Source organism: Rhodococcus sp. T7, assembly GCF_009872365.1.
Lineage (GTDB): Bacteria > Actinomycetota > Actinomycetes > Mycobacteriales > Mycobacteriaceae > Rhodococcus_F.
In genome coordinates this window covers 13617-27253 of sequence record NZ_WXYH01000323.1, presented here as the reverse complement: position 1 = coordinate 27253, position 13637 = coordinate 13617, and the positions used below count along the sequence as shown (strand labels likewise).

Below are 13637 nucleotides of genomic sequence, written 5' to 3'. Positions count from 1 at the left end.
ATGCCCGCATCGCACAGCACCCGGCGCGGTGCGCCCACCCGACACGGCCGGACGGCGGCCGTGTCGGGTGCCGGTCTCCTCGCGACCGTGCTCCTCGCAGGCACCCTCGTCGGATGTGCCGAGGAGGGCGAGCAGATCCCGTCGATCGGCTACGCCGTCGACAACACCGTCACCACCTACAACGCGAACAGCGTCGCGGGTGCGGTGTCGGGGGCACGTCAGGTGTTCGCGCGGGTGCTGCCCGGGTTCAACTACACGGGCCCCGAGGGCGGACCGGTGGCCGACACGGACATCGGCACCGCCAACGCGATGCCCGGGGACGCCCTCACGATCCAGTACAAGCTGAACCCCAACTCCGTCTACTCCGACGGCGTCCCGATGTCCTGCGACGACCTGGTGCTCACCTGGGCGGCGAACAGCGGCCGCTTCACCCGCCGGAACGACCAGGGCGCGACCGTCCCGATGTTCGATGCGGCCAGTACCGCCGGCTACACGGACATCGACCGGATCGACTGCCAGACCGGTGCGAAGGATGCCGTCGTCACGTTCAAGGCGGGACGGAACGTCACCGACTGGAAGTCGCTGTTCGGTGCGACGTCGATGATGCCGGCGCACGTCGTCGCGACTGCTACCGGCGTCCCCGACATCGTGGCCGCCGTGCAGAATTCGGACACCGCGGCGCTGACGCGGGTCGCGGACTTCTGGAACTCCGGATGGACGATGACACCGGGCGACCTCGACCTCGCTCTGTTCCCCGCGTCCGGCCCCTACAAGGTCGAATCGTTCTCCGCGGACGACGGTCTGGTGCTGGTGGCCAACGACCGCTGGTGGGGCAACCGCCCCGCCACGTCCCGGATCGTGGTGTGGCCCAAGTCTTCCGACGTCGGCGCGCGGATCGGTGACGGTGCGGTCGAGGTCGTCGACGTCGCCGCGGGTTCGGTGCCGGATCTGGACCTGGGCGGATTCGACGTGACCGAGGTGGCCTCCCGCAGCGTCGAGCAATTCGTCCTGTCCACCTCGGGTCTGTTCGAGAACGCGGCCGGACGGCGGGCGTTCGCGGCCTGCCTGCCCCGCGACGAGCTGGCGTCGAAGTTCGGGCTCGCCGCGGAACCGGACACGGACGGCGCCGGCTCCGGCGGTCCGGTCGACACGCGGATCACCGCACCCGACAGCCTCGTCCACCAATCGGTGGCGGGCGCCGTCGCCGGCCGGTACGCGACGGCGGACACGGCAGCGGCCACCGCCGCGCTGGCCGACACCGACAACACCACGGCGACCGTCCGGATCGGATATCTCGGCCCGAACCCGCGGCGCGCCGAGATCGTGTCCGCGGTCGCGGCGGCATGCGCCCCGGCCGGGATCACCGTCCAGGACGTCGCCTCGCCCGACTTCACGCCGTCGATGCTGCGCGGCGGGCAGGTGGACGTGGTGCTCGCGGGCACGGCGTCCGCTCCCGGTGCGGCAGGCACCGCCGCGGCCACCACCGCGATGTACGCCCTCCGCAGCGGAAACGGTTCCAACTTCGGCGATTACAGCAACGGTCGCGTCGACCAGATCGTCGATCAACTCGCCGTCGACGACTCGACCGCCGCCCAGCTGTCGCTGTCGACGGAGGCGGAGAACATCCTGTGGTCCGATGTGCCGACGGTGCCGCTGTTCGACCAGCCGCGGACCGTCGCGTTCGCATCGGGTCTGGAGGCGGGAGCGGTCAACCCGACAGTGTCGGGCGCCGGGTGGAACATGGACAGGTGGGTGCTGCGCCGATGACCGATCATTCCGCGGCCCGTGAGGCCGTCACCCGGCTCACCCGGTGGGCCGACGACTTCCCGCAACCCGGCGTGCGGTTCGCCGATCTGACGCCGGTCTTCTCCGACGCCGACGGATTCCGTGTCGTCGTCGACGCGCTCGCCGCCTGTGCCCCGGAGACGGACGTGATCGCCGCCGTCGACGCGCGGGGGTTCCTCCTCGGCGGCGGCGTAGCCCGGGAGCTGGGATCCGGTGTGGTGGCCGTGCGGAAGTCGGGCAAACTGCCGCCGCCCGTGCTGTCGCAGTCGTACACCCTCGAGTACGGGACGGCCACGCTGGAGATCCCGGCCGGGCCGATCGGCCTGGACGGGCGCTCCGTTCTCGTCGTCGACGACGTCCTCGCCACCGGCGGCACGCTCGACGCGACGGCGCGGCTGGTGGAATCCGCAGGTGCCCGCGTGATCGGTATCGCCGTGGTCCTGGAGATCGCCGCGCTGGGTGGCCGGCAGCGCCTCGGAAAGTACCCGCTCACGTCCCTCGTCACGGTCTGAGTACTAAAGTTGGGCCTGGTGGTCGTCACGGCCACCGGGGCGCATGCCCGAGACCAACCAGGGCCCCAGGGCCCGAGCCATTTCAGTGGTAGGAGGTGACGGCATGACTTCGAATCTTGATCGGTCGCAGAACACGGGAACACCCACGTCTGCGCAATCCGATGCCGAGTCACCTGCAGCGAACCCGGCTTCCGGTAACAACCGTGGAGCACAGGGATTCGCCGTTCCGGCGTCCGCATCGCGCCGGGTACGAGCGCGACTCGCCAGGCGCATCACGGGTCAGCGGAACACGACCATCCGGCCGGTTCTCGAACCCCTCGTCAGTCTGCACCGCGAGCTCTACCCCAAGGCAGACCTGGCGCTCCTGCAGCGCGCCTACGACGTGGCCGAAGAGCGGCACGCCAGCCAGCGCCGCAAGTCGGGCGACCCGTACATCACGCATCCGCTCGCCGTGGCCAGCATCCTCGCCGAACTGGGGATGGACACCACCACCCTGGTCGCGGCCCTGCTCCACGACACCGTCGAAGACACCGGCTACTCCCTCGAGCAGCTGACCGACGAGTTCGGCGAAGAGGTCGCGCACCTCGTCGACGGCGTCACCAAACTCGACAAGGTGGTGCTCGGCAACGCCGCCGAGGGCGAGACCATCCGCAAGATGATCATCGCGATGGCCCGCGATCCGCGCGTGCTGGTGATCAAGGTGGCCGACCGGCTCCACAACATGCGCACCATGCGGTTCCTGCCACCCGAGAAGCAGGCCCGCAAGGCCCGCGAAACGCTCGAGGTGATCGCGCCGCTGGCCCACCGGCTCGGCATGGCGACCGTGAAATGGGAACTCGAGGACCTGTCCTTCGCGATCCTGCATCCCAAGAAGTACGACGAGATCGTGCGGCTCGTCGCCGACCGGGCGCCGTCCCGCGACACCTACCTGGCGAAGGTGCGGGCGGAGATCAACGCGACCCTGACGGCGTCGCGCATCAACGCGGTCGTCGAGGGCAGGCCCAAGCACTACTGGTCGATCTACCAGAAGATGATCGTCAAGGGCCGCGATTTCGACGACATCCACGACCTGGTCGGGGTGCGGATCCTGTGCGACGAGGTCCGGGACTGTTACGCGGCCGTCGGTGTCGTCCACTCGCTGTGGCAGCCGATGGCGGGCCGGTTCAAGGACTACATCGCGCAGCCGCGGTACGGCGTGTACCAGTCGCTGCACACCACGGTGGTCGGACCGGAGGGCAAACCCCTCGAGGTGCAGATCCGCACCCACGACATGCACCGCACCGCGGAGTTCGGCATCGCCGCGCACTGGCGGTACAAGGAGACCAAGGGCAGGCACTCCGGTGACGTCGCCGAGGTCGACGACATGGCGTGGATGCGTCAGCTCCTCGACTGGCAGCGTGAGGCCGCCGACCCGGGGGAGTTCCTCGAGTCGCTGCGCTACGACCTCGCGGTCAAGGAGATCTTCGTCTTCACCCCCAAGGGTGACGTGGTCACGCTGCCCGCCGGGTCGACGCCCGTCGACTTCGCGTACGCCGTGCACACGGAGGTCGGGCACCGCTGTATCGGCGCCCGGGTCAACGGCAGGCTGGTGGCGCTCGAACGCAAGCTCGAGAACGGTGAGGTGGTGGAGGTCTTCACCTCCAAGGCCGTCAACGCCGGTCCCAGCCGCGACTGGCAGACGTTCGCCGTGTCGCCGCGCGCCAAGACGAAGATCCGGCAGTGGTTCGCCAAGGAACGCCGCGAAGAGGCACTCGAGGCGGGCAAGGACGCCATCGCGAAGGAGGTTCGGCGGGTCGGGTTGCCGCTGCAGCGCCTGATGAACGCCGAATCGATGGCGTCCATCGCGCACGAACTGCACTACACCGACGTGTCGATGCTGTACACGGCAGTCGGCGAGAGTCACGTGTCGGCGCAGCACGTCGTCCAGCGTCTGGTGGCGCATCTGGGCGGGGTCGGCGACGTCGAGGAGGAGCTGGCCGAGCGGTCCACCCCGTCGACCATGCCGATGCGTCCGCGGAGCACCGGCGACGCGGGTGTGCTGGTTCCCGGCGCGGAGGGTACGGTCGCCAAGCTCGCCAAGTGCTGCACACCCGTTCCCGGCGACGAGATCATGGGCTTCGTGACCCGGGGCGGCGCGGTCAGCGTGCACCGCACCGACTGCACCAACGCCGGTTCCCTGCAGCAGCAGTCCGAGCGCATCATCGAGGTCAAGTGGGCGCCGTCGCCGTCGTCGGTGTTCCTGGTGGCCATCCAGATCGAGGCGCTCGACCGGCACCGGTTGCTGTCGGACGTGACGAAGGCGCTCGCGGACGAGAAGGTCAACATCCTGTCGGCGTCGGTGACGACGTCTGGCGACCGGGTGGCGATCAGCAAGTTCACGTTCGAGATGGGCGACCCGAAGCACCTCGGGCACGTGCTGAGCGTGGTCCGCAACGTCGAGGGCGTGTACGACGTGTACCGGGTGACGTCCGCCGCCTAGCGGTCGTCCCCGGCGACGAACGGGACGGTCGTTCGATCAGATCCAACGACCGTCCCGTTCGTCCAGCTCGGGGGTGCCCAGCGGGGTGCGGGGTCAGCCGACCTTCGCGGTCTCGATCTGCACCGGGGTGTTGGGCTTGCCGCCGCCTGCGGCCATGGAACCGTCGTCGCCGTCCGCCGCGATCTTCTCGACGGTCGCGAGGCCCTCTTCGGAGATCGAACCGAAGACGGTGTAGTTGGGCGGGAGCACCGAGTCGGCGTAGACGAGGAAGAACTGGCTGCCGTTGCTGCCGGGCTGTCCGCTGTTGGCCATCGCGACGGTGCCGCGTGGGTAGACCACCGGATTCGCGAGTGCCGGATCGTTCGGCGCGAACGCGGTCTCCGGGTACTCGGTGTCGAATCCGTAGCCCGGGCCGCCGGTGCCTGCCCCGCTCGGGTCGCCGCACTGCAGCACCTGCAGACCCACTTCGGTCGTCAGCCGGTGGCAGGGGGTGTCGTCGAAGTACCCCTGCTGGGCCAGGCTCGTGAAGCTGTTGACCGTGCACGGGGCCTCGGCGCGGTCCAGGACCAGGCCGATCGGTCCGGCGCTGGTCTGGAGATCGACCGGAACCGTGCCCACGGTGGACACACCGGACGTGGGCGGCGGGGTGACGTCCTTGACGGCGGGCCGCCCCGCCGGGTACGTGCAGTCGACGGTGGCGCCGGCGGGAGGCGGGACGGCGGGGAGCGTGCCGAACTTGGACAGATCGAGCGACTGCTCCGCCGCGCTCGTGGCGGCCGCCTTCGACGAGGTGCCGGCCGACGAGCCGCCGGAGTCGGACGAATCCGAACAGCCGGCGAGGAGGACCGCGAGGCTCACGCCTGCGACGAGAATCGAGGTGCGTTTCATCGGTCCATCCTCACACGAGACGTCAGTCCATCCGGACGGACGTGATGTCGATCGGCAGGTTCGGCTTGCCGCCGCCGGCCTGCATCGATCCGTCGTCACCGGCCGCCGCCACCTTCTCGATCGTCGCGAGACCCGTCTCGTCGACCTTCCCGAACGCGGTGTACTGCGGCGGCAGCTGCGAATCGGCGTAGACGAGGAAGAACTGGCTGCCGTTGCTGTCGGGCTGCCCGCTGTTGGCCATCGCGATGGTGCCGCGCGGGTAGGTGACCGGAACCTGCAGCGACGGGTCGGACGCGTCGTACTGGTCGGTGGGGAATTCGTTGGCGAACCCGTAGCCCGGGCCGCCGGTTCCCGCGCCGGTGGGATCACCGCACTGCAGGACCTTCAGCCCCTCGGACGTGACCAGCCGGTGGCAGGGGGTGTTGTCGAAGTAGTTCTGGCTCGCCAGGCTCAGGAAGTTGTTGACCGTGCACGGGGAGTCGGCGTTGTCCAGGACCAGACCGATGTTGCCCTGCGTCGTCTGCATGCTGACGCTGACTTCCTGGAGCGTGGTGTCGATCTCGTCGGTGCGCGGCGGGTTCACCTGCTTCGCCGGCGGCTGACTGTCGGGGGTGTACGTGCAGGACACCTTCTCGGGCAGCGGCTCGGACCGGCCTGCGGGCATCACACCGGGCGACTGCGGTGACGCCGACTCCGCCGCCGATGCCGCCGATGCCTCCGTCGCGTCGTCGTCGCCGCGGGTGAGGGAGAAGACGACGGCGCCGGCGGCCACCACCAGTACGACACCGAGCACCGAACCGGCGATGGTCAGCTGCTTACGCTTGCGTGCTCTGTCGGCGCGGCGTTCGAGCTGACGCTCGAGCTTTCGTTTCGCTGCTTCCCGGCGCTGCTCGTTGCTCGGCACTGCGGTGGTCCTCCCGTGTCGGTCTCGCTGGACGTCGATATGGCAGTTGGCCGGTGCGAACTGCCCCCGGCACACGACCTCCAGAGTCTGCCATCCGAACCTGAGAACATCCTGGCGGGGCGGCGGCTTAGGCTGTAGCGACTGCAATGACCACTCGAACAGGAGCGTCGCGCGTGCTCGTCACAGGATTCCCGGCCGGGATGTTTCAGACCAACTGCTACATCCTCGCGCAGGACGACGCCCCGGAGTGCGTCGTCGTCGACCCAGGGCAGGACGCCGCCGAACCGCTGTTCGAGTTCCTGGACCAGTCGAATCTCACCCCGACGGCGGTGCTGCTGACCCACGGTCACCTCGACCACGTCTGGAACGCCTACGACGTCTGCGAGAAGTTCGGGATCCCCGCGTACATCCATCCCGAGGACCGGTACATGCTGTCGGACCCCGGCCGCGGCATCGGCCCGACGATGAAGCCGTTCATCGAGGGCATGACGTTCGTCGAGCCCGGCGAGGTGATCGAACTGGCCGACGGCGACGTGATCGAGCAGGCCGGGATGTCGTTCGCCGTGGATCACACCCCCGGGCACACGCAGGGGTCGGTGGTGTTCCGCACCCGGGTCGTCACCGAGAACGGCCCCGTCGAGATCGCCCTCACCGGTGACACGCTGTTCCAGGGATCGATCGGCCGCAGCGACCTGCCCGGCGGCAACCACGAACAGTTGCTGCAGTCCATCGCCGACAAGCTTCTGATCCTCGCCGACGACACGGCAGTCCTCCCCGGGCACGGCGGGTCGAGCACCGTCGGCGCCGAACGTGGGTCGAACCCGTTTCTCGTTGGACTCCCGGGATCGAAATAAGGAAAAGTAACGACAGTGAGCAAAGCCAGCACCTTCTCCGCCCCCAAGGGCGTCCCCGATTACGTCCCGCCGCAGTCGTCCGAGTTCGTCGCGGTCCGTGACGGACTCACGCGCGCTGCGCGGCTGGCCGGATACGGCCACATCGAACTTCCCATCTTCGAGGACACCGGGCTGTTCGCCCGCGGTGTCGGCGAGTCCACCGACGTCGTCAGCAAGGAGATGTACACGTTCGCCGACCGCGGTGACCGTTCGGTGACCCTGCGGCCCGAGGGCACCGCGGGTGTCATGCGGGCCGTGATCGAGCACGGCCTGGACCGCGGGCAGTTGCCGGTCAAGCTGAGCTACGCCGGCCCGTTCTTCCGCTACGAGCGACCGCAGGCCGGCCGGTACCGCCAGCTGCAGCAGGTCGGGGTGGAGGCCATCGGCGTCGACGACCCGGCACTCGACGCCGAGGTCATCGCCGTCGCCGACGCCGGTTTCCGCGGCCTCGGTCTCGAGGGTTTCCGGTTGGAGATCACGTCCCTCGGCGACGACACGTGCCGTCCGCAGTACCGGGAACGGTTGCAGGAGTTCCTGTTCGCCCTTCCTCTCGACGAGGAGACGCGCCGGCGGGCGGAGATCAACCCGCTGCGGGTGCTCGACGACAAGCGCAAGGAGGTGCGCGAGATGACGGCGGACGCCCCGCTCATGCTCGACCACCTCTCGGACACGGCGAAGGCGCACTTCGACGAGGTGCTCGCGCATCTCGACGCGCTGGGGGTGCCGTACGTGGTCAACCCTCGGATGGTCCGCGGCCTCGACTACTACACGAAGACGACGTTCGAGTTCGTCCACGACGGTCTCGGCGCGCAGTCGGGTATCGGCGGCGGCGGACGCTACGACGGTCTGATGGAGCAGCTGGGTGGTCAGCCGTTGTCCGGCATCGGTTTCGGGCTCGGTGTCGACCGCACCGTCTTGGCGCTCGCCGCCGAGGGCAAGACCGCGGGCTCGACGGCCCGCTGCGAGGTCTTCGGCGTCCCGCTGGGCGAGGAGGCGAAGGCGAAGCTGGTGGTGATCGCGCAACAGTTGCGCGCCCAGGGAATTCGAGTCGATCTCGCGTACGGCAACCGCGGCGTAAAGGGCGCGATGAAGGCCGCCGACCGGTCCGGCGCGGCGCTGGCACTGGTGCTCGGCGACCGCGACATCGCCGAGGGCACGGTGGGAATCAAGACTCTCGCCACCGGCGATCAGGAATCGGTGTCGGCGGCAGATGTTCTCGCGCGCGTCGGAGCCATCCTTGGCGCCTGACGACACCGCGCCGGTGTCGCTCGACCTCGTCCCGATCGAGTTGATCGCACCGCGGCTCAAGAAGGTCGCGGCGATCGCCGTGCTGATCGGTGTCGTGGTCGGCGTCGTCGTCGGGTTCTTCGGTCCCGTGTGGGTCGGTGTGACGGTCGGGGCCGTGATCGCGGTCCCGACCGCCGCGTCCGCGCTCCTCACGTTGCGGCGTCGCATCACCCTGCAGGCCGGGCGGATCCGGTCGACGGGGGGACTGCGCAGCAGACGCGTCGACGTCACCCGCGCGGTCGCCGCGGAACTGGTGGTCCGTTCGGCCAGGGTCAGCGAGGTGAGCGTCCGGATCACCGATCCCGACGGGAGCCTCGCGGTTCCGCTCGCCCTCTACACGACCGACGGCGGCCGGGAACTCGAGATCCTCGGGCTCCGCAGGCTCGCCGACGCCCTGACGACGAGCGAACTGGTACCGGCGGCCGCGATCGCGTCGGTCCTCATCGAGCAACTCCGTGCGGAAGCGCGCGGAGCGGCCCTACCCGAACGCCCGCTGTTCCGGGCGGTGGAACTGGTGCGTTCGGAGGGCCGCGTGCCCACCACCACGCTCACCGATCACGAGGTGGCGGCACTACTCGACTGAGCGATCAGCCCCGATCGCCGAACGCGGTGTCGTCGAGATCCTCGCCACCGATCACGGCAGGCGCGACCATCGGCAGGTCGCCGACGAACGCGTTGTTCTCACCGGCGTTGACGAGGTAGCTCGGTGTGGAACGGCCGATCAGCTGTTCGTCGCCACCGCGCCCGGCGCCTGCCATGCCGGCGCCGCCCATCCCGCCCATTGCCCCGCCCGGTGCGAGGGGGGACGAGGCGGCCGGAGTGGCGCCGGGTGCCGGAGCGGTGCCCGGTGTCGCCGGGGTCGCAGTCGCCGGGGGCACGACCGCCCCGGAAACCGTTCCGCGGGGTACCGAACCGCCACCCGCGGACACGCTTCCGCCCGCGCCGCCGCCGTACATGCCGATTCCCGCGCCGCCGGCCGTGCCCACCGCGCCGGGAACGCCGCCGGCGGCCCCGTGTGCCGGGGTGACGGCGGATTTCGCCGCGACGGTGTCGGCGGGCAGGTCGGACGAGGAGACACCGGCCGCCTGGGTACTCGCCGACACCAGGTCGCCGACACCGTCGGTGACGGTGGAGATCATCGGCTTGCCCACGCCCTCGATGACGGTGGACGCGACGGCGAACGGCGACGTCGGCGCCGCCCCCGCCACGGCTCCGGGTGCCGGGGGCGGCGGCACCGGGACCGGCGCGGCGAGACCGTTCATCGTGAGGGTCTGTTCGTTCAGTTCGGTGCGGGTCTGCGTCACCACTCCGATGGCCGCCTTGATGTGCTCGGCCGCGGACGCGAGCAACATTGCCTGCCCGGGCGGAGTCATCACCATCGGCGCGGCGGCGACCGCGGTGGCCGCGAACGACTCCGAGATCGTCATCAGGTTCGCGTTGCCCCGCGCCACGGATGCGGCGGCGGTCTGGGTGGTGGCCGAGATCTCCGTGCCACGTTCGCTCAGTTCGGTGCCGCTCGCCTGGGCCTGCACACCCTGGGACTGCGCCGCTTGCGCCGCCTGGCTCTGCCAGATCTGGTCGAGGACCTTCAGACCCGACAGGCTCATCGACAGGGCCTTGTCGATCATGCCCGAGGACATGTCGAGGACCGACGTCGGATCGAACGCGCCGAACGTGCCGGTGCCGAAGCTCCCGGCGAGATCGGTGAGCGGCCTGAACAATTCGTCCACACCCGGCAGCGCGGGCAGGGCGTGCCCCTGCAGCAGTGCCTCGACCGGGTTCGGCGGCAGGGGCGGCAACGATGGCAGGGCCGGTAACGGTGGCAGCGCCGGCAACGGTGGCAGCTCACCGAGCGGCGCATCCAGCAACGGGCCGAGCGGGGAATTCTGCAGGGCCTCGAGCGGGGTGCTCGGCAGTGGTGTGGCGAGGGCGTCGCCGACGGGTGAGCCCTGGATCAGGTCGAGAATCGATCCGCGCTCGGCGGGCTGTCCGGCGGATTCGGGGGCGGTCATGCGAGGCCCCCGAGTCCGTCGCCGACAGCACCGAATCCGTCGCCGACAGCACCGAGCGCGGCGCCGTTTGCGCCGTCGACGGAGTCGTAGGACCGGGCGGTGGCGTCGGCCGCGATGGCGGTCTGCGCGTAGTGCGCGGCGAGTTCGGCGACCGATGCGGCGTGGTTTGCCTGCGCGGCAGCGAAGGACGCGAGAAAGTCGGCTCCGATCGGGCCGAACACGGGCGCGAGCGCCGCGAGGTTCGCCCCGAGATCGAGTGCGGCGGCGCTGCTGATGTGTTCGGCGGCCTGCGCGGCGGTGGCGCCGTAGTTCCTGATGCCGTCCGTGACGACGAAGACTTCGCTCAAGATAACCCCCCCAGTGTTTAAGCGTTCGCCAGACTTTATCGCACGGGAACGACAGGCACGGCTAGCGGTGAAGGGGTGTTCCGCCCTCGGTCTCGGCGAGCAGTGCACGCGACTTCGCCCGGATTTCGTCGAGCGACTCCGTCCATCCGAGGGTGCGGAGGCAGGCGTCGGCGAGGAGTCCGGCAGCGCCCTCGTTCTCGGGCCCGGGCAGCAGTCCGCGTTCGATGTCGGCGCGGGTTGCGATGGCGCTCTCGACGATTCGGAACGGCAGGTCGGCCAGGGCCGGGGAGGTGCTGCCGGAATCGCGGTTGATTTCCGCGAGGGCCCGGTCCGCCAGTTGCCGGTAGTGCCCGCGCAGCAGGGTGCGTTGGGTGCGGAACGGCTCGAATCGATCGGTCAGCAGTTCCGGGAGAAGGTACAGCGCACCGAGATTCCATCTGGTGGTCGTGAGTTGGGTGACGTCGAAGGTGGCCAGTGCATGCAGGCGCACCGTGGCGGGGGCGGCGGCGTCGGTGAGCCGTCCGGCGGCGGCGAGCGCCGGGGAGACCGTCTCCTCGAGCAATGCCGCCAGGATCTCCTCCTTGTTGGGGAAGTGGTGGTAGAGCGACGCCTGCCGGATGCCGACCATCTCGGCGATCAGCCGGGTCGAGGTGGCGGCGAAACCCTTGGTGGTGAACAACTCTCCGGCGGCGTCGAGGATCTCCTCGGGTGTGGTCTGCCCCGGTCTGCGCTGACTGGTCAGTCGGGGTCGTCCCGGCCCTGTGGTCACCGCTCCATGATGTCAGGTCGTGTCCGGACCCGGCCCCGACCACCCTCCGTGAGGGTTTCGTCACGCGACCGAAACGTAGGCAACGATGCTGTTACGGCCGACCGCGATCTGGATACGCGGGCGTCACCCATCGAGGCCTCCCGACGAGAAAACTATCGAGCGACAGATATTGCTCTCGCCGAAGGAGTACGCCCTTGAGTACACCCACAAGGACTGCGCAGGTTCCGACCGCGCCGGCTCCCGCACCTTCCCGCCCGTCCGGCGTCGACGACACGGGTGACCTCGGCGAATTCGGTTACGAGCAGCAACTCCACCGTTCCCTGGGCAAGTTCGCGTCGTTCGCCGCCGGTTTCTCGTTCGTCTCCATCCTCACCACCATCTTCCAGCTCTTCGGGCTCGGATTCGGGTTCGCCGGGCCTGCCTTCTTCTGGACGTGGCCGGTGGTGTTCGCCGGCCAGTTCATGGTGGCGCTCAACTTCGCCGAACTCGCCGCCCGGTACCCCATCTCGGGGGCGATCTACCAGTGGTCCCGCCGGATGGGCGGCGAGGTGGTCGGCTGGTTCGCCGGATGGTTCATGATCCTCGCGCAGATGGTGACGGCGTCCGCCGCGGCCATCGCCCTGCAGGTCGTTCTCCCCAACGTGTGGAGCGGATTCCAGATCATCGGGGAGGACAGCACCCTGACGTCCGCGAGCGGTGCCGCCAACGCGGTGCTCCTCGGCTCCGTCCTGCTCGTGCTGACCACGTTCATCAACTGCATCGGCGTCAACTGGATGTCCCGGATCAACAACATCGGTGTCACCTGCGAGATCGTCGGGGTCATCGCGGTGATCGGCATGTTCCTCACCCACGCCCGCCGCGGGCCGGACGTCGTGTTCGACACCGGCACGGCGGGCGCGTCGCCCGGGTACGGGTGGGCCTGGATCGTCTCGGGTCTGATGGCGGCGTACGTGATGGTCGGGTTCGGTTCGGCGGGCGAACTCGCCGAGGAGACGAGGAACCCGCGCCGGGTCGCACCGCGCACGATCCGCCTCGCGCTGTCCGTGTCGGCGCTCGGCGGCGGGCTGATGATCATTGGCGCGCTGATGGCTGCGCCGAGCCTGACGGACGGTCGTCTCGCCGCCGAGGGCCTGCCGTATGTGCTCTCGTCGATCCTCAGCTCCCCGTGGGGAACCCTGCTCCTCGTCGACGTCGCGATCGCCGTGTTCGTCTGCACGCTCGCCATCCAGACGGCGGCGTCGCGCCTGGTGTTCTCTATGGCCCGGGACGGCCGGCTGCCGGCCTCGCGGATTCTGTCGACGGTGAACCCCCGCACCGGCACCCCCATTGCGCCGTCCGTCCTGATCGGCCTCGTGTGCATCGGCATCCTCGCCGTCAACGTCGGGAACTCCGCGATCTTCGCGACCCTGTCGAGCGTCTGCATCATCCTCATCTACCTCGCCTATCTCATGGTCACGGTGCCACTGCTGCTGCGCAGGCTGAAGGGCTGGCCGCACGGGGGACCGCAGGTCGACGCGGACGGTCGGACGCTGTTCTCCCTCGGGCGGTTCGGACTGCCCGTGAACATCCTGGCGGTCGGCTACGGCGCCCTGATGGTCGTCAACCTGTCCTGGCCGCGCGCCGAAATCTTCGACCCCAGCGGCGACTACCCCCTCCTGCGGTGGGCCGCCCCGGTCACCGTCGCCGCCGTGGTCGCGCTCGGGATCGCATGCTTCCCGCGCGGCCGCACGACCCCCAACCCCGTCACGATCGGAGCCTGAC

General features: G+C 69.5%; 12 protein-coding genes. 7 read left to right on the top strand and 5 right to left on the bottom strand.

Features of this window, described 5'->3' with window-relative positions; all coding sequences use genetic code 11:
- The 3 genes from MLGJGCBP_RS26275 to MLGJGCBP_RS26265 all read left to right on the top strand — a co-directional run bounded on the left by MLGJGCBP_RS26275 (position 1) and on the right by MLGJGCBP_RS26265 (position 4776).
- Positions 1-1767: an ABC transporter substrate-binding protein gene (locus tag MLGJGCBP_RS26275; protein WP_160099092.1), complete on the top strand. Its 1767-nt coding sequence runs from the start codon at positions 1-3 to the stop codon at positions 1765-1767.
- Positions 1764-2297 carry an adenine phosphoribosyltransferase gene (locus MLGJGCBP_RS26270; RefSeq protein WP_087556002.1) on the top strand — a complete coding sequence of 178 codons (534 nt, stop codon included), beginning with the start codon at positions 1764-1766 and terminating at the stop codon, positions 2295-2297. The genes MLGJGCBP_RS26275 and MLGJGCBP_RS26270 overlap by 4 nt, the downstream gene beginning before the upstream one ends.
- A 103-nt stretch (positions 2298-2400) precedes the next feature.
- A complete protein-coding gene (locus MLGJGCBP_RS26265; protein WP_160099090.1) occupies positions 2401-4776 on the top strand; it encodes a RelA/SpoT family protein in 2376 nt (791 codons plus the stop codon).
- A gap of 93 nt (positions 4777-4869) precedes the next feature.
- Here MLGJGCBP_RS26265 and MLGJGCBP_RS26260 read toward each other — a convergent pair whose 3' ends face one another.
- Positions 4870-5664, bottom strand: a complete 795-nt coding sequence (locus MLGJGCBP_RS26260) for a peptidylprolyl isomerase (RefSeq protein WP_160099088.1) — start codon at positions 5662-5664, stop codon at positions 4870-4872.
- A gap of 22 nt (positions 5665-5686) precedes the next feature.
- On the bottom strand, positions 5687-6568 hold the full coding sequence (locus tag MLGJGCBP_RS26255) for a peptidylprolyl isomerase (protein ID WP_160099086.1): 882 nt from the start codon (positions 6566-6568) through the stop codon (positions 5687-5689).
- A gap of 173 nt (positions 6569-6741) precedes the next feature.
- On the opposite strand from MLGJGCBP_RS26255, the gene MLGJGCBP_RS26250 reads away from it, so the two are divergent.
- The 3 genes from MLGJGCBP_RS26250 to MLGJGCBP_RS26240 are packed head-to-tail and all read left to right on the top strand — an operon-like array spanning position 6742 to position 9331.
- On the top strand, positions 6742-7422 hold the full coding sequence (locus MLGJGCBP_RS26250; RefSeq protein WP_192581900.1) for an MBL fold metallo-hydrolase: 681 nt from the start codon (positions 6742-6744) through the stop codon (positions 7420-7422).
- 15 nt (positions 7423-7437) lie between these two features.
- Positions 7438-8709 carry a histidine--tRNA ligase gene (gene hisS / locus MLGJGCBP_RS26245; RefSeq protein WP_087555900.1) on the top strand — a complete coding sequence of 424 codons (1272 nt, stop codon included), beginning with the start codon at positions 7438-7440 and terminating at the stop codon, positions 8707-8709.
- On the top strand, positions 8672-9331 hold the full coding sequence (locus tag MLGJGCBP_RS26240; RefSeq protein ID WP_179220120.1) for a hypothetical protein: 660 nt from the start codon (positions 8672-8674) through the stop codon (positions 9329-9331). Before hisS ends, MLGJGCBP_RS26240 begins: the two co-directional genes overlap by 38 nt.
- 4 nt (positions 9332-9335) lie before the next feature.
- Here the strand turns inward: MLGJGCBP_RS26240 and MLGJGCBP_RS26235 are convergent, their stop codons facing one another.
- From MLGJGCBP_RS26235 to MLGJGCBP_RS26225, 3 genes are all read right to left on the bottom strand, one after another.
- Positions 9336-10760, bottom strand: a complete 1425-nt coding sequence (locus tag MLGJGCBP_RS26235; RefSeq protein ID WP_160099084.1) for a hypothetical protein — start codon at positions 10758-10760, stop codon at positions 9336-9338.
- Positions 10757-11107 carry a type VII secretion target gene (locus tag MLGJGCBP_RS26230; RefSeq protein ID WP_160099082.1) on the bottom strand — a complete coding sequence of 117 codons (351 nt, stop codon included), beginning with the start codon at positions 11105-11107 and terminating at the stop codon, positions 10757-10759. Before MLGJGCBP_RS26230 ends, MLGJGCBP_RS26235 begins: the two co-directional genes overlap by 4 nt.
- Before the next feature lie 61 nt (positions 11108-11168).
- Positions 11169-11876, bottom strand: coding sequence for a TetR/AcrR family transcriptional regulator (locus tag MLGJGCBP_RS26225; protein WP_160099080.1), 708 nt, complete (start codon positions 11874-11876; stop codon positions 11169-11171).
- Between the two features lie 194 nt (positions 11877-12070).
- On the opposite strand from MLGJGCBP_RS26225, the gene MLGJGCBP_RS26220 reads away from it, so the two are divergent.
- A complete protein-coding gene (locus tag MLGJGCBP_RS26220; protein ID WP_160099078.1) occupies positions 12071-13636 on the top strand; it encodes an amino acid permease in 1566 nt (521 codons plus the stop codon).
- The last annotated feature ends 1 nt before the right edge of the window (position 13637 follow it).

Bases quoted from the DNA above. Each gene is read 5' to 3' on its own strand.
- MLGJGCBP_RS26275 (WP_160099092.1), top strand. From the start codon at position 1: ATGCCCGCATCGCACAGCACCCGGCGCGGTGCGCCCACCCGACACGGC.
- MLGJGCBP_RS26270 (WP_087556002.1), top strand. From the start codon at position 1,764: ATGACCGATCATTCCGCGGCCCGTGAGGCCGTCACCCGGCTCACCCGG.
- MLGJGCBP_RS26265 (WP_160099090.1), top strand. From the start codon at position 2,401: ATGACTTCGAATCTTGATCGGTCGCAGAACACGGGAACACCCACGTCT.
- MLGJGCBP_RS26260 (WP_160099088.1), bottom strand. From the start codon at position 5,664: ATGAAACGCACCTCGATTCTCGTCGCAGGCGTGAGCCTCGCGGTCCTC.
- MLGJGCBP_RS26240 (WP_179220120.1), top strand. From the start codon at position 8,672: ATGTTCTCGCGCGCGTCGGAGCCATCCTTGGCGCCTGACGACACCGCG.
- MLGJGCBP_RS26235 (WP_160099084.1), bottom strand. From the start codon at position 10,760: ATGACCGCCCCCGAATCCGCCGGACAGCCCGCCGAGCGCGGATCGATT.